Source organism: Streptomyces sp. NBC_00038, assembly GCF_026343635.1.
GTDB lineage: Bacteria > Actinomycetota > Actinomycetes > Streptomycetales > Streptomycetaceae > Streptomyces.
On record NZ_JAPELQ010000001.1, the window covers coordinates 6,192,874 to 6,212,175 of the forward strand.

A 19,302-nucleotide genomic window follows, 5' to 3' on the forward strand; every position below is an offset into this window, starting at 1 on the left:
CGGCTCGCCCGCGCCTGGGCCCAGTACCGGCACCTCGTAGGCTGACCCGAGTCGAACGGACGAGCATGCGTACGCACGCAGGGGTACACGCGCACGCAGGGGCAGAGGAACGGGGAACACACCATGGCCCGCTACATGGAGACGCTCACCATCGAGCGCGGCGGCTTTCGGATCAAGGTGCCGGAGTCGTGGTGGGAGTTCGACGTACGGCCCGAGTCGCGTGACGACTCCATCCGGCGGATGGTGAACGAACGAGTCCAGCAGCACCCGGAGTTGGCCAAGTACCGCGACACGTACGCCGCGTTCCTCCAGAAGGCCGCGGCCGACGCCTGGAAGTCCGGTGCCCTGTACTGCGGTTGCATGGCGGAGGCCTTCGGCGGCGACACCCCGATCACCGGCTCGGTGACCGTCTCGATCGTCGGCGGCCGTTCAAAGACAGGCGAGCCCCTCTCCACCGACCCCCAGACGATGGCCGGCCAGCTCTCCGTGCGCGAGGCGAAGAAGGAGGGGGACGCCTGGCGCAAGGTCACCACCGTCGACATCCCGGGTGTCGGTCCCGCCGCGCGCACGTACGGCATCGAGGACATCGCCGTACCCGACGATGCGCTGAACCGCACCATCCGTGCGGTACTCATGCAAACCTTCATCCCCGTGCCGGGCCAGGAGGGCAAGGTCGCCCTCGTCGCCGGGAGCAGCCAGGTCCTGGACCTCGCGGACTCCTTCTTCGACATCTTCGACGCGATCACTTCGACGTTCCGGTTCGCGGAGTAGTCACCGCCGTCTTTCCGCGGCTTGCGCAAATCCAGTAACTTCGCTCGTGCGTACGAGTGTTGCCGCTGGTGTTCGCGTCACGGGGGATGAACGTGGGAAATCGGCCGAGTGACTGGCATGTCCTGGACCTGGACAAGGACCCCACCCCGGGGGATCCGGACCGGGTGCGGTCGCTTGCTAAGAACTTGCAGGATTTCGCTGATGATGTCGGGGATGCGCTGCGTCTGATCAAGGGGATGGCGGACGAGGAAGCGGTTCTGCAGTGGGCGGGGAAGTCCGCGAAGGCGTTCCAGGATCAGTTTTCGGGTGTGCCGAAGCAGTTGAAGAAGCTGCGGACGTCGTACGACATGGCGGGGGGTGCGCTGGCGGCGTACTGGCCGAAGCTGGAGCGGGCGCAGGCTCTCGCGGACCGGGCGCTGGCCAACGGTCGCGCCGCCCAGAGCGACCTGTCCTCGGCCAAGTCGCGTCTGTCCTCGGCTGATTCGTGGGTGACGAGGGCCGGTAAGGAAGCGGACAAGTACAAGGACGATCCGACCGGCAGTAAGAGCGCGGAGAAGCCGGACGAGGCGAAGGTCCGGGCCGCTACCCGCGATGCGCAGCACGCCAAGAGCGCTCAGACGTCTGCCCAGTCGGACGTGTCGTCCGCGCAGGATGCCCTGGATGCGGCGAAGAAGATGGCCGCGGACGCCCGGAAGATGCGTGAGGACGCGGCGAAGGAGGCGAAGACCAAGATCGACGAGGCTTCGGATGCGGGGATCCGGAACCGGAAGTGGTGGGAGGAGGTCGGGGACTGGTTCTCCGACAACTGGGACACCATTGTCACGGTCTGCAAGGTCGTAGTGGCCGTGGTCGGCATCATCGCGCTGATCATCGGAGGGCCGATCCTCGGCGCGATCGTCCTCATCGCGGCTCTCGTCGTCCTCGCGGACACCCTCAACAAGTATGCGAAGGGCCAGGCGTCCCTGTGGGATGTCGCCTTTGCGGCGCTGGACTGCATATCCGGCATGAAGGGCCTGACCACCCTCGGCGGACTCGCCAAGGGCCTCAAGGGCCTCAGCAAGGTGGGCCTCAAAGGCATGGCCCTTGGGGCCAAGGGGCTCGGCAAGAGCACTCGCTCTCTGGGCCGTCAGATGAAGAAGCTCTTCACCCGCGGTGACCCGATCGACATGGCCACCGGCCAGATGGTCATGTCGGCCACAGACGTCTCCCTCGACGGCATGCTGCCGCTGCTCTTCGAGCGTCACCATCGCACCGGCGTCCACAGCGGCCGCCTTCTGGGGCGCAACTGGACTTCGACTCTCGATCAGCGGCTGCTGCTCGATGCGAGCGGGGCGCGGCTCGTCGTCGATGACGGCATGGTCCTCACGTACCCGGTGCCCGAACCCGATGTGTCCGTGCTTCCGGTGGAAGGCCCGCGCTGGCCGCTCGGTTGGGACGGTGGCGAACTCACCGTGCACCAACCCGAGACGGGCCAGACCCTGCGCTTCCGTGCACTGCCTGACGGATCACCGTCCGAACTGCTCCTGACTCTTGTCAGCGACCGCAACGACAACACGATCTCGGTCTCATACGCCGCTGACGGCACTCCCGAGGAGATCACTCATCACGGCGGGTACCGTATCGGCGTGACCTGCGAGGACGGCCGCATCACCGAGTTGACCCTGCGCAGTCACCCCGAGCAGCCCACTCTGGTCCGATACGGCTACGACGAACTCGGGGATCTCGCCGAGATCTACAACTCCTCGGGCCTGCCCCTGAAGCTCACTTACGACGATCGCCGTCGTATGACGAGCTGGGAGGACCGCAACGGCGCCTGGTACCGCTTCGAGTACGACGAAGCCGGGCGCTGCGTCGCGGGTCGCGGCATCGACGGAATCCTGGACTACACCTTCGAGTACGACGAGGTGGCGCACCGCACCATCGCCGTCGACTCCCTTGGGCACGCCACCCGTTACGAGTTCAACGACGCCTACCAAGTGGTCGCCGAGACCGATCCGCTGGGCAGCACCACGGTCCAGGAATGGAGCCACCGCGACCAACTCCTCTCCCGCACAGACCCGTTGGGCCGCACCACGCGCATGGAGTGGGACGAGGCCGGCAACCTGACCAGCGTCCACCTGCCCGACGGAGCCACCTCGTCCGCGGTCTTCAACGAGCTGAACCTGCCGGTCGAACTGACCGGTTACGACGGCACGGTCATGCGGCAGGAGTGGGACGAGCGGGGCAACTGCACGTCCATGACCGACCCCGCGGGCGCGACCGTGGCCTTCACACGCGACGAGACGGGCGCCCTGGCCTCACTGACCGATCCGACGGGTGCGGTGCAGCGCTACGTCAACAACGCGGCGGGTCAACCCGTTTCGTCGACGGATCCGCTCGGCGCGGCGACGCGCATGGCGTACGACCCCTTCGGCCGGAACATCGCCCTCACCGACCCGCTGGGGGCCACGACCCGTCTCACCTGGACCGCCGAGGGGCATCAGGCTTCCCGTACGGACCCGGACGGCAGCATGGAGGCGTGGACCTACGACGGTGAGGGCAACTGCCTCACCCGCACCGACGCGCTGGGCCAGGTCACCTGCTTCACCTATGGCGGCTTCGATCTGTTGAAGACGCGAACCACCCCCGACGGGGTCCGCCACACGTTCAAGCACGACACCGAACTGCGCCTCACCCGGGTCACCGATCCACGCGGACTCACCTGGGACTACGTCTACAACGCGGCAGGCAACCTCACTTCGGAGACCGACTTCGACGACCGGACCCTCGTCCACACCTACGACGCGGCGGGCCAACTCCTCAGCCGAACCAACCCGTTGGGCCAGACGACGGCCTTCTCCTACGACATCGTGGGCAACCAGGTCGAGAAGACGGCGGACGGCAGGGCGACGGTGTTCGCGCATGACCCGAACGGCCGTCTCCTGCGAGCCACCGGTCCGGATGCCACTCTCGCCTATCGGTACGACGTGGCCGGCCGCATCACGGCCGAGGCGGTCGACGGACGTGCGCTCACCACGACGTACGACGAGTTGAGCCGCCCAACCCGCCGCGTCACACCCACGGGAGCCACCGCGACGTACTCCTACGACGCCGCAGGCAACCGCACCACGCTCACAGCGGCCGGGCGCACGTTCGAGTCCACATACGATTCCCTCGGCCGTGAGACCGACCGCCGACTCGGCGACCACGGACTCACCCTCACGCAGGCCTGGGACACGGAGGATCGCATCACAGGCCGGACCCTGGCCGCTGCGGGCAGGGCGCTGAAGCAGGAGACCTTCACCTATAGGGCCGACGGCAGTGTCTCCGCGCTGGAGGACCGGGCCTCCGGACGCCGGACCTTCGACGTCGACGGTGTGGGCCGTGTCACCGGCGTCCGGGCCGCGGACTGGACCGAGTCCTACGCGTACGACGAGTCCGGCAACCAGACCCGGGCCGTATGGCCGGACCGGCAGCCCGCCCCCGAGGCGCGGGGCGACCGTGCCGATGACGGCAACCGCGTCACCCGCGCCGGTTCCGTTCACTATGAATACGACGCCGCAGGCCGGGTCGTCCTGCGCCGCAAGACCCGGTTGTCCCGCAAGCCCGACATCTGGCGCTACACCTGGGACGCCGAGGACTCCCTCACCTCGGTGGTCACCCCGGACGGGACGGTCTGGCGCTATCTCTACGACCCGATGGGCCGTCGTACGGCGAAACAGCGCCTGGGCCCCGACGGCTCGACTGTCGTCGAAGAGACCAGCTTCACCTGGGACGGTCCCCATCTCGTGGAGCAGACCACCCGTACGGCCGGAGGACTCGAGGAGGTCACCCTCACCTGGGACCGCGACGACACCCGGCCCGTCGCCCAGACGGAACGCCGAATCTCCGCCGACGACCCCCAACACATCGTCGACGAACGCTTCTTCGCCATCGTCACCGATCTGGTCGGCACCCCGACCGAGCTCGTCTCGGACGACGGCGACATCGCCTGGCGTGCCTCCGCCACCCTCTGGGGCCTCGCCACGTGGAGCGCGGACGCGGAGACCTGTACGCCCCTGCGCTTCCCGGGGCAGTACTACGACCCCGAGACCGAGCTCCACTACAACTACTTCCGGCACTACGACCCGACGACCGCGACGTACCTCAGTCCGGATCCGCTGGGCCTGGACGCGGGCCCCAACCCGCGCGGCTACGTCCTCAACCCCCTGCTCTGGATCGACTATCTCGGCCTCCTGACCTGTCGGCAGAACGCGCGGCGGCTGCGCAGGAACATGCGGCGCGAGGGGCGTCCGGTGAGTCGTGGCCAGGCGGCGGCGCATATCGTTCCGTCCGGAGGCAATCTGGGCCACTGGGTTCCCGGGGCCAGAAGCCGTGCCCTGCTGGAGAGGTATGGAGTCGATGTCAACGACGCGGCGAATGGCATACCTCTGGGGCACCCGAGCCCCCACAACTTCACCCACCGCGAGCCCTTCCTGCAACGAGTCAACCAGCGTCTGGAGCAGGTTGTGGAGGACAGGACGGCCCGCGGCTTCGGTGCACGCGCCATCCGCGCCGAGCTCCGACGGGAGTTGCGAGGTATCGGACAAGAGGTCGGGGGCGAGCTCTCGACCGGCGTACCTTCACCGACTGCAGTCTGGACGGCACCATAATGACTGAAAAGCCACAACAGAACCTTTCCGTCTATCGGTTGCTGCCGCGCATGGGTGAATTCCGCACCCTGCTTCTCGGCAGTTCCCTGAGGAAACTCATCCGTTGGCAGATCAGCGGATCCGAGTCGGATCTTCCAACGTCCTTCAGCGGCTCCTGGGACGGAAATCCGCGGTGGCGGAAGGGTGAGTTCCCGTGCGGATATCCGGGCGCTCCCGTGCTCGGCCGAAGTGTTGCCGATGCGCTGGCGGACGAACTGCCGGCGGCGGGCCGCCTTGTGCCGGTCGTCATCGAAGGAAACGAATCCTCCGAATCCGACGAGTACTTCCTGTATCTCGTAGAGCCGCTCGTCGACTGCCTGGACGCGCGCCGGTCATCCAAACCGAAGAAGACGACCGGCGAGATCACCAAGGCGGTCTTCCTCCCGGACGCGCTCCCCGCCGAGCTGCCCGCGTTCCGCGTACCGGAGTACCGCGGGGGCGTCTACTGGAACGGCTGGGCGGTGGACCGCCTGGCCGAACTGCTCGGAGACGACCTCGAAGCCCGCCTGGTCTGGTCGGAGGATCCGTCTCTCACGCCGCATCCCAATCCCTGGGGTTTCTGAAGCCTGTTCATGGCAAGCGGTCTTTGGCCCGTCTCCGGACGCCCTGCGGTAGGTGAAGCGAGCCGTTTCCAGGCACCCTCACCCCCATGGCTGAAAGATCACTCCGCCCCGCCGACCCGCCCGTGAGCAGTTCGTGCAGGCCTCGTGCACACCCCGTAACGATCCCCGCGCGGCAGCACGGCAGCGAATTCGCTGCCGCACAGTATCTACGCCTCCCGGATCCCCATGCTCAACAAGGCGCCCACCACCCCTCATTGCAGCTGTATAACGTCGAGCTCCCTGAGGTCCGCGAGTCGTAACGCGCCTTGAGGGGCTTATGTGCGGCTGATACGGTGCCATGGCTTGACACTCGCTTCAGCGCTGGCTATTTGGCCAGGTCGGGCGGTACGTCCGGCTAGGGCGGACCGGGGTGGAGTGTCCCAGTTGGCGCGGAAATTGGTAGAAATCACCTTGGGTGTACGGGGAGCGGTTGCGTGAAGATCCAAGAGCGTACGGGGGCGGGCAACCACCGTTCTGCGGCGCCGGTTCAGCCGGCGATGGGCGAGCGCCTTCCCGCGCCGCCTCGCGAGCGCAAACCCGCGCTGGCCGCTCTCGCGGTGCTTCTGATCCTTGTTGGCGCGCTGGGCGCGACGATGCTCGTGCTGCGTGCTGGGGACCGGATCGAGGTCGTCCAGGTGACGGGCGATATCCAGGCCGGGCAGTCCGTAGGTAGCAACGTGACGTCCGTGTTGGTCGCCGAGGACGCCGACATCCACTACATCCCGTGGACGCAGGTGGGCGCCCTCAAGAAGCTCAAGGCCAAGTCCACGATCTACGGCGGCACGGTCGTCATCGGCGACATGTTCACCGACGGCCAGTCCATCGCCGCCGGCAAAGCCTCCGTAGGCCTCGCCCTCAAGGAAGGCCAGTACCCCGCCGGCCTCAAGGCGGGCGACACCGTGGCCGTCTACCGCGTCGGTGACAGCGGCACTACCGACAGCTCGTCGGGCACGACGGGCACGAGTGACACGCTGCTCGTCGACCAGGCGAAGGTCACCTTCGTCAAGACCGCGTCGGACAGCACCATCAGCAGCACCAACCTCCCGGTAACCCTCACCGTGGACAGCGCCGACGCCGCCGCCGTCGCTCAGGCGGCCACCGCCGGCGAAGTCGCCCTCGTTCTCATCCCCGGCAACTAAAGGCGAGTGAGTTAAGAGACATGGCGCTCATCGCCCTCGCCGCCGACAAGGGTTCCCCCGGCGTCACCACCGCCGCGGTGGCCCTGTCGGCCGTCTGGCCCCGCCGGGTCCTGCTCGCCGAGACGGACCCCGCCGGCGGCGACCTCGTCTACCGCAGTGCCGCCGCGCACGGCGGGCCGCTCAACCCCAACACCGGCATGCTGTCGATAGCGGCGACGGCCCGCCGCGGCCTCGTACCGGATCAACTCTGGGACCACGTGCAGCCGTTGAGCGGTGGGCTCGAAGTCCTCGTCGGGCTCGGTGTCGCCGAGCAGGCCGCCGGGCTCGCCGGGCTGTGGCCCACGCTGGGCCGTGCCTTCGCGCAGCTCGCCGACTCCCCGCACGCGCCCGCCGACGTCATCGCCGACTGCGGCCGGATCAGCGGGGACACCCCCGCCGTCGAACTCTTCCCGCACGCCGCCCTCGTACTGCTGCTCTCGCGCACGGAGCCGGAGGCCATCGCGCGTGTCCGGGACCGGGCCGCCGCCCTCTCCGCCAAGCTGCACGGCGGCCACCGCGGCGGGGCCACCCTCGCCAACCCCCTCATCGGGGTCATCCTGATCGCCGATCCGAGCGACTCCGCCAAGCTCGTCCACCAGGTCAACGACATGCTCGTAGCGGCGCAGACCGGTGCGCGGGTCGTGGGCACGCTGGCCGACGACCCGGCTGGGGCCGACCAGTTGGCCGGGCGCAAGCGCGGGCGGCTCGACAAGTCGCTGCTCATCCGCTCCGCCCGCAAGGTCACCGCGGACCTGTACCAGCAGTACGGCGCCGCCTGGGCCGTACCCGCGCACGGCCAGGTCCCCGGACCTCACGGACAGCCCGCCGCCGGAGCCGGCCGATGACCGCGGTGGACCACCAGCTGGTCAAGCGGTTCCGGCAGGACGCCGGTGACCGTATCTCCGAACAGCGCCGCGAGGACCAGGTCCGCGGTGTCACGCCGATGTCCAACGAGGACGAACGGCACTACGCGCGCGCCGTGATCGCCCAGATACTCGAGGACTACGCGCGCACCGAGATCAACCTCGGCCGCACCCCTCTCGACGCCGAGACCGAGGAGCAGTACGCGGCCGCCGTGCACGCCGCGCTCTTCGGCGTCGGCCGCCTGCAGCCGCTGCTCGACAACCCCGAGGTCGAGAACATCGACATCAACGGGTACGACCAGGTCTTCGTCGGCTACGCGGACGGGCGGGAGGAGAAAGGGGAGCCCGTCGCCGAGAGCGACGACGAGCTGGTCGAGCTCATCCAGATCCTCGGTGCGTACTCCGGTCTCTCCTCGCGGCCCTTCGACTCGGCCAACCCCCAGCTCGACCTGCGGCTTCCGGACGGTTCGCGACTGTCCGCCGTCATGGACGTGACGCGTCGGCCCGCGCTGTCCATCCGTCGCGCGCGCATGGGCAAGGTGTTCGTGTCCGACCTGGTCGGCAACGGGACGATCTCGCCCGAGGTCGCGCACTTCCTCGCCTGCGCGGTCCGCGCGCGCAAGAACATCATGATCGCGGGCGCCACGAACGCCGGAAAGACGACGCTGCTGCGCGCCCTCGCCAACGAGATCCCGCCGCACGAGCGCCTCATCACCGTCGAACGCGCCCTGGAACTCGGCCTCGACACCTTCGCCGACCTCCACCCGAACGTGGTGGCCTTCGAAGAGCGCCTCCCCAACTCGGAGGGCCAAGGCACCATCTCCATGGCCGAGTTGGTGCGTCGGTCGCTGCGTATGAACCCCTCCCGCGTCATCGTCGGTGAGGTCCTCGGCGACGAGATCGTGACGATGCTCAACGCGATGTCGCAGGGCAACGACGGTTCGCTGTCCACGATCCACGCGAACAGCTCCAGCGAGGTCTTCAACCGCATCTCCACGTACGCCCTCCAGGCCAAGGAAGGGCTGCCGATCGAGGCCAGCCAGATGCTCATCGCGGGCGCGGTGAACTTCGTCGTCTTCATCCAGCGCCGCAACGACTACGAGACCGGGGGCCGCCTCCAGCGCATGGTCACCTCCGTCCGCGAGGTCAACGGCGTCGACGGACGCGTGCTGTCCAGCGAGGTGTTCGCCGAGGCCCCGGACGGCCGGATCGTCCCGCACGCGCCCATAGCGTGCCTCGACGACCTCATCGCGCAGGGCTATCGGCTTCCGGGCAGCGGGAGTTGGGGATGACCATGACCCAGAACACGAGGACTCTTGCCGCGCTCGACTCGCTCGGTTCCATGGGCGGGCTGTTCTCGACGACCGTCCTGTACGCGCTCGTGTCCGGGATCGCCGTCGGCGGCGGCCTCGCGCTGTTCGCCGTCGCCGTACGCGGACTTCCCGTCAAGCCCGAGCACGAGAAGCAGAAGGCGAGCGAGCGGGCGAGCGAGTTGATCCGGTTCGCCGGACAGCGCGGTTCGATCGCCGCCATCGCCGGCCTTGTCGTCCTCCTCCTCACCCGCTGGGCAGTCGCCGGAATCGCGGCCGCCGTCCTCGTCTTCTTCTGGGACAAGCTCTTCGGTGGCGCGGGGGAGGAGAAGGCCGCCATGCGCCGCGTGGAGGCCCTCGCCTCCTGGACCGAGTCACTGCGCGACACGATCGCGGGCGCGGTCGGCCTGGAGCAGGCGATTCCGTCCGCGGCGCGCGCGGCGGCACCCGTACTGCGGCCGCACCTGGAAGCGATGGTCGACCGCCTTCGCTCCCGTACACCGCTTCCCGAAGCCCTGCAGCACCTCGCCGACGAGATCGACGACGCGTCCGCCGACATCATCGTCGCCGCGCTCATCCTCAACGCGAAGCTGCGCGGACCGGGTCTGCGCCAAGTCCTGGGCGCGCTCGCCAAGTCGGCGCGCGAAGAGGTCGACATGCGACAGCGGGTGATGGCGCAGCGCGCGTCGACCCGTCGTTCGGTGCAGATCGTCGTCGCCGTGTCGATCGCCTTCGTACTCGGTCTCTCCATCTTCAACCGTGACTTCGTCGAGCCGTACGGCACGGCGGTCGGGCAGGTCGTACTCGCCTGCGTCTGCGGCCTGTTCGCGCTCGGCTTCTGGTGGCTGCGCAAGCTGTCGACGATCGAGACTCCGGACCGGTTCCTGGTGCGGGACGAGGCGTCCGTGCAGTTCGTACGTCCGCGTACGCCTGCCCAGACCTCTGGCCAGCCCGCCGGTCAGCCCACGGCCCAGTCCGCTGCTCAGTCCCTTCCGGACGAGGGGGTACGGCGATGAACCTGACCATGCCGATCGTGATCGGTGCCGTCCTGGGCCTGGGCATCTTCGCCCTCGTACGCGCCCTCATGCCGTCCAAGCGCAGCGCGGTCGCCCAGGTCGCCCGCATCGACGCGATGCGGGCGCGGGGAGCGGCGTACGAGTCCGCACACCACGGCGGCGACAAGGGCGACGCCGGGCGGCTCGGCAGCGTACGGGCCCAAGTGGGCGCCCGCGTATCCGAGTTCTACATGCAGCAGGGCTGGGAACAGCGCTCGCTCCGTGCCGACCTGGCCGTCCTGGAACGGAGTTGGGAGAACTTCCTCGCGACGAAGGTGCTGCTCGCCGCCGGGGGAGTCTTCTTCGGCCCGCTCATCTTCGCCGTCGTCTGGACGATCGGGTTCAGCCGCAGCCCGATCATCCCGGTCTGGCTGGCCCTGCTCTTCGCCGTCGTCTTCTTCTTCCTGCCGGATCTGGAAGTACGGCGGGATGCGGCCGACAAGCGGCGTGACCTGCGGCGCGTGATCGGCGCGTATCTGGACCTGGTGTCGATGAGCCTGGCCGGCGGCCGGGGTCTTCCCGAGGCGCTGATGGCCGCCGCCGAGATCTCCGACGGCTGGGCGACGCGGCGTATCCGCAGCGCACTGGCCGACGCCAGGATCACCGGCATCAGCCAGTGGCAGGCCCTCGGCTCGCTCGGCGAGGAGCTGGGCGTCGAGGAGCTGAAGGATCTGTCCGCCTCGCTGGCGCTGGTCGCGGACGACGGCGCGAAGGTGCGTGACTCGCTGGCCTCACGCGCCGAGACGATGCGGCACCGCGAACTCTCCGACATCGAGGGCAGCGCGGGCGAGAAGTCGCAGTCGATGCTCGTGGCTCAACTGCTGCTGTGTGCCGGGTTCCTGGTCTTCCTGATCTTCCCGGCCGCGATGCGCGTGTTCCAGGTCTGACGTCCATTCCCATTCCCTGCCGCTTGAAATCGAGAGGACAACTCACCATGAACGGACGGAACTTCAGCACCGGGATCCCGGGGGTGGACTTCCTGATCACCTTCCTCCAGGGCCGGGTGCAGCGTGCCCGCTCCGGCGAACTCGACCGGGGTGCGTCCGCGGTGGAGTGGGTCATCATCTCCGCCGTCGTCGTGGCGATCGTCGGCGTGGTCGCCGCGATCATCAACGCCGCGCTGAGCGAGGGCGCCAACAAGGTCGGCGACTGCATCAAGGGCGCGGACGCGGGCAGCACCTGCTGACGTCCGACCGCTGACCTTATTTCTTCTACGACTACGGGGTTGCTGGTGCGCGTACGTCGCTGGGTCCGCCGCCGGGTGGAGGCCGCCAGAGGTGCCGCCTCCTCCCGCGGTGACTCCGGCATGACCGCGATCGAGTTCGTGCTGCTCACGCCGGTGCTGTTCTTCATGATCTTCGCGACGGTGCAGTTCGCGCTGTACTTCTTCGCGGATCACGTGGCCCAGGCGGCGGCCCAGGCGGGCGCGCGCAAGGCCCGTGCCACGGCCGACGAGCAGCCCGGCGCCTGGCGCGGCGAGGCCCGCGACGTCGTCGACAGCTACATCCAGCAGCTCGGCCCGCAGCTCGTGCTGTCCCCGGACGTGACGATGCTCCAGCCGGAGCCGAACACGGTCGGGGTGGAGATCACGGCGAAGGTGCCCACGGTGTTCCCCGGGTTCGACCTGACGGTGCATGCGCAGTCCTCGGGGCCGGTGGAGAGGTTCGTACAGGAGGGGGAGAACCCATGAGGTCCGCTCTCGTCTCCTTCGTACGCGCGCGGGTGGCCGCCGGCCGCGACCGGGGGCTGTCCACGATCGAGGTGGTGATCCTCGCCCCGGTGATGATCCTCTTCATCCTCGTCCTGGTGGCCTTCGGCCAACTGGTCGACGGGCGCGGAGCGTTGGACGGCGCCGCGCGGGATGCCGCGCGCGCCGGTTCGATCCAGAAGGACCACGCCACGGCCATGGCCGAGGCGAAGAAGGCGGCGGAGGCGGATCTCGATGACGTCTGCTCGGGCCCGGTGACGGTGACCCAGACCAGCACGGGCTTCGAGCCCGACACCATCTTCACCGTCGAGGTGAGCTGCGAGGTGCGAGGCCTGGCGATGCTCGGCCTCGACATCCCGACGACGCTGACATCCAGCTTCAGCTCGCCGCTCGACCCGTTCCGGAGGACGGCGTGAAACTCCCTCCGGCTGTACGGAACTGGTTCGACGCCCGGCGAGAACTGCTGGACGACCGGGGTTCGGGCGCCGGCGCGGTCATCATCTTCGCGCTCGTCTTCCTCTCCCTCTCGGCCTTCGTCATCGACGGCGGCATGTCCATCTCCAAGCGCGAACGCGCCGCCGACATAGCGGAACAGGCCGCGCGGTACGCCGCCCAGGACATCGACGTCGAGGACCTGTACGAGAACGAGAACGGTCCAGCCCCCATCAACTTCGCGAACTGCGGCGCCCGCGTAAAGGCCTTCGCCGCCGAAATGGGCATGTCCGGCGCGGACATAGCGGCAACCCACTGCGTCGCCGCCAACGCCGACCAGGTCGAGGTCGAGGTCCAGCTCACCTACTCCCCGGTCTTCACCGGGATGTTCTACGACGGCGACGTGGTCGTCCATGGACAGGCGGTCGCGGAGAACGAGGTGGGCTGACCCTGCCGGTGGCAGGAGCCCTCGTTCTCCCTACTGGCCGCCGCTCTTTTCCTCGGTCTTCATGCCGTCCTTGACGTCCTTGGCGAGCTGGTCGTCGAGTTTCTTGAACTCGCGGACGACGGCGTCGGACATGTCGGCCAGGGCGTCGAGGGCCTGGGTGATGTCCTCGCGGCCGTCCTCCCAGCCGGACTCGAAGTCGTCGAGGGCGTCGTAGACGGTGTTGTCGCCGAGGTCGTCCTTGTAGGACTCGAAGAGCTTCTTGGTGCGGTTCATGCGGGTCTTGATGGAGCGGAGCCGCCCGCCGTACTCCTCCAGCTCACTCAGCGGGAGCGCGAGGTCGCTCTTGCCGTTGCCCATGGCGGGTCCCCCCAAGTGTCGTCGTCAGACAGGAATGTACGTGGCACACACACCGCCTGTGAACAGTCGCCCGGTCAGCGGTTGACCGACTGGATCTCCTGGACGTTCATGTCCTGGGTCGTCTCGAAGGTGCCGTTGGGGAGGTTGCCGCCGGTGCCGTCGGAACCGGTCCAGGTGATCTGCCAGGTGATCGAGGCTGTCAGGTGGTACGGCTCGCCGTTCGTGGCACGGAGGTAGGTGATCCCGCATGGCGGAGTCTTGCCCGCGTCGCCCGCGGTGTACGGGGTTCCGATGCTGCCGTCGTCGTTGATCTCGCAGTCGCCGGAGGCGGGGTAGGTGGTCGCGTCGCCCGTGCCAGGCTCCAGGTGGAGGGCGACAGGCTTGGCGGTCGTCTCCGCCCACAGGCCCGTGTCCGGGAGTTCCGCACGGACCTTGACCTCGCTGAACGTGCCCTTGTCCAGCCAGGCCCAAGTGGGCAGGTTCACTGTGGACTTGGTGGTGGGCTTCAGCTCGACCTCGGTCGCGGGGACCGCGACCTTGTCGTAGGCGTACTCGGCGAGGGTCTTCGGCGTGGGGGCGTTCGGCACGTCGGGGATCTCTCCGGCGTCCTGCCAGAACATCAGCCGACTGCACAGCGACGTGTCCTCGACGGTGGTGACGTCCGAAGAGACTCCGCGCCAGAAGTAGCCGTCCTTGCCGAGGTTGTAGTTCCTGTAGCCCGTCGCGGTCGACGGCGTGCCGAAGTAGTTGGGGGCGTCCTGCTCGTCCTGGAAGTGGTCCGTCCACAGGCTCCTTCCCTCCCAACCCTGCCGCAGGCTCACGTCACCGTCGGCGACGGTTTCCGAGAAGGTCTTCAGCTGTGCGGGCGTGAAGACGGGCTCGTACCAGCAGGGCGGCGGCTTCCAGTTCACGTTCGTGGACGAGAGGGTGCCCTGCTTTCCGCCGGTGGGGCCACTCACCTTCGTGACCTTGATCCGGGAGTGGTTGGAGGCGGAGGCGGCGATGTTTCCCCGGTCATCGACCGATCCGTTGGCGTCGCCGTCTCCGATGGCGTGGGCCGGTGTCGACGCGAGAGTGATCGCGATGAGTGAGGCGACTGCGCAAGACGGCCATCCGTGAAGGCTGTTCATCGCGAGCAGGCGCCCCTCTCCGAGCGGGTCGACACGTTCTGCCAGATCCCCTGCGCGTTCTTGGCCAGCGAGACGATGTAGAAGACCTCGGGGTCGGTACCCGCGGGATTTCCCGCGACCTTGCCGGTCTCGCGGTTCCTTGAGTACGCCTTGCTCTCGTCGGTGCAGTAGTTGAGAGACGCGCTGGTCTTGTTCGACCCCAATGTGACCTTGGGGTCGAAGGCGGGCAGATCGCCGAACACCGTGAGGTCCTTGTCCGTGTAGGACTTGATCCACTGCCGGTCCTGGGAAAGGCCGGATTCGGTGTCGTAGAAGGCGAGGGCGGCACCACCCTCGGGCTCCTTCGCGATGATCGCCGCGTACCCTGCGCGGAGTTGCTCCCGGGCGTCGTCAAGAATTGCCTGCTCGTTGGGATCGCTGCTCGTCCAGTCCTCGAACGTCAGCTTGAAGCTGCTCGGCAGCGTGATGTCGGGGCGCTCGGCGCCGGACGCCGCCGATGCGGACGCCGAGGCCGACGGACTGCTCGACCCCGTGTCCGCCCCCTTGATGTCGTCCGAGGACGAGTCCTCGCTCCCGCCGCAAGCGGTGAGCAGCAGTGCCGCGCTCGCGGTGAACGCAACGGCGGTGGTGGTCATGGTGCGACGGGCCACGGGCCTGCTCCCCCAGTGTTCGGCTGTGTGCGACAGAGAACGAAGCTATCAAGAGCGAGTAGAGGTGATCGGGGCGGCAACGGGGGATTGTGTGGGGACTGTGAGAAGTGTGACGTGACGACTGCGAATGTTCGTGGCGCCCAGGTGTCGCGGGGGTGGCGGCAGGGTGGGCAACTCAGGCTTAGGGGGCGGAAGGTGAGGAACCGGGCGCGGTGGTGGCCGGTGCCCACTGTTTGACCTTCGACACCCTCCTTAGACTCTCAGTAGGCTCAGCACACCCCCCTTCTCCCACCACTCCACACACGACCCCAGGACACCCGACATGGCCCGACGCACCACCTCAAGCTCCACGGGAAGCCCGCCGGGTCCGAGGAATCGGACGCCGCAGCCCCTGCCCCGGCGTCGTCGGACGTTCGGGGACTTCCTGAAGGCGTTCGGGGCGTTCCTCGCTCTGGTCGTGCTGCTCGTCGGGGTGCCCGGTGCGCTGGCCACGCAGATCGGGTGGCCGCTGCCGAGCGGGGCTCCGACGCTGGACTGGCTGCAGCAGGAGATCACGGTCGACACGTTCATCAACGTGCTGACCGTCCTCGTGTGGTTCGCCTGGGCCCAGTTCACCGCCTGTGTGCTCGTCGAGGTGAAGGCCGCGCTGTCGGGCGTGGGGATGCCGAACCGGGTCCCGGGCGCCGGCCCCAGCCAGTTGCTGGCGCGGCAGCTCGTCGCCGCGCTGCTGCTCGTGGGCGCCACCGCGGCCAGCTTCACGCCGGGGCTCTCGCAGCTCGGGCACAGCATGGAGGGGAACCAGCGGGGGACCGTCGCCGCCGCTCAGCAGACGCCGGGCGGGCTGTTCGGGCAGCAGCAGGAGCAGGCCGCCTCGAACGCGGCCGCCGCCATCGCCGAGCAGGCCGCCAACGCCGCGTCGCACGCCGAAAGCGGGGGCGGAAGCGCTACGGCCGAGGAAGGCGCCACCAAGTACTACCGGATCCAGCCGCCCGAGGGGCGTCACCACGACTCGCTGTGGGAGGTCGCCGAGCGCCACCTCGGCGACGGGCGCCGGTACAAGGAGATCTACCAGCTCAACAAGGACCGTACGCAGCCCGACGGTTCGAAGCTGTCGGAAGCCAGCCTGATCCGGCCCGGCTGGATCCTCGAGATGCCCGCCGACGCCCGCGGCGGCGACCTCGTCGAGATGCCCGACGAGGCGCCCAAGGCCTCGGAGCAGGTCCAGCGGCAGATCCACGAGTACGCCAAGACCGGGGACCAGCAGCAGGGCAGCGGCGGTCAGCAAGGCGGTCAGCAAGGCGGTCAGCAGGGCGCGGGCGCCGGCGACCGGGACACCGCACACATCAGCGTGCCCCAGCAGCGGCCCGACACCGACCGGAGCAACCACCAGCAGGAGCAGGCGACTCCGGAAAGCTCGGAGAGCGGCAGCTCCTTCTCCTTCGGGCTGCCCGAAGCCCTCGTCGGCGCACCCTTGTTGGCCGCGGGGCTGCTCGGCGCTCTCGGGCGCCGACGCCGTCAGGCGCTCTGGCAGTCGGCGCTCGGTGCCGTCGGCGGGCGGCGCGGTATGGAGCCGCCGACCCCGACCGGGAACGCCGCGGACGCGCAGGACGCGCTGCTCGTGGGGGCCGACCCCGAAGGCGTACGGCTGCTCGACCTGTCGCTGCGCGGGCTCGCGGCGGCACTCGCCGCCGAGTCGCGGCCGCTGCCGACCGTCTACGCGGCCTGGCTCAGCGGCAACGGCGATCTGCACCTCCAGCTCGCCCAGCCGGCAGGGAAGCCGCCCGCGCCGTGGCAGCTCGGCCAGGACCAGACGTTCTGGATGCTGGCGCGGACGGACGCGGAGCGGTACGAGGATGTCGACACCGCCGCTCCCTACCCCGGCCTCGTCAGCCTCGGGACCATGGACGACTCCCGGCTGCTGCTCAACCTCGAATCCGTCCCGGGCATCGTGTCCCTGAGCGGCAGCGAGCGCGACCGCGCCGGTGTCTTCGCCTCCGTCGCCGCCGAGTTGGCCACCAACGGCTGGTCCGACCGCATGACGATCACGCTGGTCGGGTTCGGGCAGGACCTCACGCCGCTCGCGCCCAACCGGCTGCGTCACCTCGACGACATCGAGGCGCTGGTGGAGACCATGGAGGCGGAGACCCGGCAGCGGCGAGGTGCGCTGGGCGCCGCCGGACACGACTCCGTCCTCACCGGGCGTACGGGCCCGGCCCAGCACACCCGTTGGGCCCCGCACCTGGTGCTGCTCGCGGCCGAGCCGCAGGGCGAGGACGCGGTCAAGCTCGCCGAACTCGCCGCCGACGCGAGCCGGTTGGGCATCGGATACCTCGTCGGCACCGAGAGCGGTGACCTGCCGGGCGCCGCCTGGGAGATGGAGATCACCGGCGAGGGCAAGCTGCTCGCTCCGCTGCTCGGGCTCGAACTCGACGCGCAGACACTGCCGTTGGACCTGCAGCAGGCGGTTGTCGAGCTGTTCGTCGAGGCGGACCCCGAGCGGGCGAGCACCAACACGGCGACGCCGCCGTTCCTCGTCGACATCAGCGAGCAGGGGCGGCCGGCCGTGTACGCGCGGCTCGTGGGCCCGTACGAGATCATCGGTCTCGAGACGCCCGACGGTGAGCGCAGCCCGCTGATGCACGAGGCGTTGGCGCTGCTGCTTCTGCACCGCGAGGGTGTGCACCCGCGGGTGCTGTCCTCCGCGCTGTGGCCGCGCGGGGTCACCGACGACGTGCGTGACGCGCTCGTCGAGCGGCTGCGGAACTGGCTGGGCGGCGACCCGGACGGCACGCCCCGGCTCGGCACCGACGCGAGCGGGCGGCTCACGCTCGCCAAGTCGGTCGTCTCCGATCTGGATGTGCTGCGGTCGCTGTACCACGAGGCGACCCAGGGGCAGGGCGTCAACAGCCGTGCGGTGCGCGGGCGTCTGCTCACGGACGCGCTCGTGCTGGTACGCGGTCCGCTGCTCGCCGACCGTCCGCAGGGCCGGTACGGCTGGCTCACCCACGAGATCATCGACGCCCAACTCCCGCTGCTCGTCGCGGACATCGGGCTCGCGCTCTCCGCGTTCCACCTGGAGAAGGGGCGCGCGGAGAAGGCCATCGAGGCCCTCAACGCCTCCCTGAACTCCGCCCCCGCCGACGAGCGGCTCTGGAACGAGCTGCTGCGCGCGACACACGCGACGGGCGACACCGACCGCCTCAAGCGCCTCGCCGCCGACCTCGTCTCCCGCAGCGGCGCACGCGGGGTGCCGCCTCGTACCGAGGCGCTCCTCGACGAACTGCTGCCGACCTGGCGCACCGGCGTGGCAGCGGTGGGATGAACGACCTGCTGCTGACCGCCGTCGCCGCCCTGTGGGGCGCGACGGCGGGCCTGCTGGTACCCCGAGCCGCGTACCGCTTCGCGGTCGCCCCGGACGAGCCATGGCGGGACACCTGCCCCGCCGGGCACCCGATCACGGGTCCCGCGAGAGGCTGGCTCGGTCTCGCGAGATGCGGCGGCTGTACGGCGGGGACGGCGCCCGGCAGCACCGGGGCAGCCTCGGCGAGTGGGCCCTCGTACGGCCCAAGCACCCCCCTCGTCTCCCTGGCCACCGCCCTCCTCTGTGCCGTCCTCGCTCTCGCCACCGGCACCCGCCCCGAAATCGGTGTCTGGCTGCTCCTCGCGCCCCTCGGGGTGCTGCTCGCGGTGGTGGACTTCAAGGTGCAGCGGCTGCCGGACGTGCTGACGCTGTCGCTCGCCGCGGTGGCCCTGGGGCTGCTGGGGGTGGCCGCGGCCGTTCCCGAGCACGCGGGGGACTGGCTGACCGCGCTGTTCGGGGCGCTCGCGCTCGGGGGCGGGTACTTCGTGCTGTTCCTCATCAACCCGAACGGGATGGGGTTCGGGGACGTGAAGCTCGCGCTCGGGCTCGGGGCGGTGCTCGGCTGGTACGGGTGGAGCGTGGTGTTCCTGGGGACCTTCGCCGGGTTCCTGCTCGGGGCGCTGTACGGGGCGGGTCTTGTGGTGGCGCGGCGCGCCGGGCGGAAGTCGTCGATCCCGTTCGGGCCGTTTCTGATCGCGGGGGCGTACGCCGGGCTGCTGGTCGGGGCGTACGCGGCCTGACGTCGGGCCTGTCGGACGGCTGGCGTA

17 protein-coding genes are annotated in these 19,302 nt (G+C 69.1%); 14 read left to right on the forward strand and 3 right to left on the reverse strand.

Annotated elements, in window-relative coordinates; genetic code table 11:
- The first annotated feature begins 123 nt into the window (after positions 1-123).
- The 12 genes from OG219_RS28095 to OG219_RS28150 all read left to right on the forward strand — a co-directional run bounded on the left by OG219_RS28095 (position 124) and on the right by OG219_RS28150 (position 13,037).
- The gene (locus OG219_RS28095; protein ID WP_266831026.1) at positions 124-771 is read left to right on the forward strand and encodes a hypothetical protein; all 648 of its coding nucleotides are present in this window, start codon (positions 124-126) and stop codon (positions 769-771) included.
- Positions 772-863: 92 nt separating this feature from the next.
- Complete coding sequence (locus OG219_RS28100) at positions 864-5,402, forward strand: DUF6531 domain-containing protein (RefSeq protein ID WP_266831028.1); 4,539 nt, start codon at positions 864-866, stop codon at positions 5,400-5,402.
- A gap of 215 nt (positions 5,403-5,617) precedes the next feature.
- Positions 5,618-6,004 (forward strand): hypothetical protein, encoded by a 387-nt coding sequence (locus OG219_RS28105; RefSeq protein WP_266831030.1) that lies wholly within the window; start codon positions 5,618-5,620, stop codon positions 6,002-6,004.
- Between the two features lie 473 nt (positions 6,005-6,477).
- Positions 6,478-7,182 carry a hypothetical protein gene (locus OG219_RS28110; RefSeq protein ID WP_266831032.1) on the forward strand — a complete coding sequence of 235 codons (705 nt, stop codon included), beginning with the start codon at positions 6,478-6,480 and terminating at the stop codon, positions 7,180-7,182.
- Between the two features lie 20 nt (positions 7,183-7,202).
- On the forward strand, positions 7,203-8,066 hold the full coding sequence (locus OG219_RS28115; RefSeq protein ID WP_266831034.1) for a hypothetical protein: 864 nt from the start codon (positions 7,203-7,205) through the stop codon (positions 8,064-8,066).
- On the forward strand, positions 8,063-9,376 hold the full coding sequence (locus OG219_RS28120) for a CpaF family protein (RefSeq protein WP_266831036.1): 1,314 nt from the start codon (positions 8,063-8,065) through the stop codon (positions 9,374-9,376). Before OG219_RS28115 ends, OG219_RS28120 begins: the two co-directional genes overlap by 4 nt.
- A 50-nt stretch (positions 9,377-9,426) precedes the next feature.
- The gene (locus tag OG219_RS28125) at positions 9,427-10,410 is read left to right on the forward strand and encodes a type II secretion system F family protein (protein WP_266836258.1); all 984 of its coding nucleotides are present in this window, start codon (positions 9,427-9,429) and stop codon (positions 10,408-10,410) included.
- Entirely contained in the window at positions 10,407-11,336 is a 930-nt protein-coding gene (locus tag OG219_RS28130) for a type II secretion system F family protein (RefSeq protein ID WP_266831037.1), read from the forward strand. Before OG219_RS28125 ends, OG219_RS28130 begins: the two co-directional genes overlap by 4 nt.
- Positions 11,337-11,383: 47 nt before the next feature.
- A complete protein-coding gene (locus OG219_RS28135; RefSeq protein WP_266456433.1) occupies positions 11,384-11,635 on the forward strand; it encodes a hypothetical protein in 252 nt (83 codons plus the stop codon).
- Between the two features lie 39 nt (positions 11,636-11,674).
- Positions 11,675-12,139: a TadE family protein gene (locus OG219_RS28140; protein WP_266831038.1), complete on the forward strand. Its 465-nt coding sequence runs from the start codon at positions 11,675-11,677 to the stop codon at positions 12,137-12,139.
- Positions 12,136-12,573: a TadE/TadG family type IV pilus assembly protein gene (locus tag OG219_RS28145; RefSeq protein WP_266831039.1), complete on the forward strand. Its 438-nt coding sequence runs from the start codon at positions 12,136-12,138 to the stop codon at positions 12,571-12,573. The genes OG219_RS28140 and OG219_RS28145 overlap by 4 nt, the downstream gene beginning before the upstream one ends.
- Positions 12,570-13,037, forward strand: coding sequence for a TadE/TadG family type IV pilus assembly protein (locus OG219_RS28150; RefSeq protein ID WP_266831040.1), 468 nt, complete (start codon positions 12,570-12,572; stop codon positions 13,035-13,037). The genes OG219_RS28145 and OG219_RS28150 overlap by 4 nt, the downstream gene beginning before the upstream one ends.
- A 30-nt stretch (positions 13,038-13,067) precedes the next feature.
- Here OG219_RS28150 and OG219_RS28155 read toward each other — a convergent pair whose 3' ends face one another.
- The 3 genes from OG219_RS28155 to OG219_RS28165 all read right to left on the reverse strand — a co-directional run bounded on the left by OG219_RS28155 (position 13,068) and on the right by OG219_RS28165 (position 15,174).
- Positions 13,068-13,394, reverse strand: a complete 327-nt coding sequence (locus OG219_RS28155; protein WP_266831041.1) for a hypothetical protein — start codon at positions 13,392-13,394, stop codon at positions 13,068-13,070.
- A gap of 74 nt (positions 13,395-13,468) precedes the next feature.
- Positions 13,469-14,524: a hypothetical protein gene (locus tag OG219_RS28160; RefSeq protein WP_266831042.1), complete on the reverse strand. Its 1,056-nt coding sequence runs from the start codon at positions 14,522-14,524 to the stop codon at positions 13,469-13,471.
- Positions 14,521-15,174 carry a hypothetical protein gene (locus OG219_RS28165; RefSeq protein ID WP_266831043.1) on the reverse strand — a complete coding sequence of 218 codons (654 nt, stop codon included), beginning with the start codon at positions 15,172-15,174 and terminating at the stop codon, positions 14,521-14,523. Before OG219_RS28165 ends, OG219_RS28160 begins: the two co-directional genes overlap by 4 nt.
- Before the next feature lie 322 nt (positions 15,175-15,496).
- Here OG219_RS28165 and OG219_RS28170 point away from each other — a divergent pair, with 322 nt between their 5' ends.
- Together OG219_RS28170 and OG219_RS28175 are read left to right on the forward strand one after the other, a co-directional pair.
- Complete coding sequence (locus OG219_RS28170; RefSeq protein ID WP_266831044.1) at positions 15,497-18,496, forward strand: BTAD domain-containing putative transcriptional regulator; 3,000 nt, start codon at positions 15,497-15,499, stop codon at positions 18,494-18,496.
- Positions 18,493-19,275, forward strand: coding sequence for an A24 family peptidase (locus OG219_RS28175; RefSeq protein WP_266831045.1), 783 nt, complete (start codon positions 18,493-18,495; stop codon positions 19,273-19,275). Before OG219_RS28170 ends, OG219_RS28175 begins: the two co-directional genes overlap by 4 nt.
- The last annotated feature ends 27 nt before the right edge of the window (positions 19,276-19,302 follow it).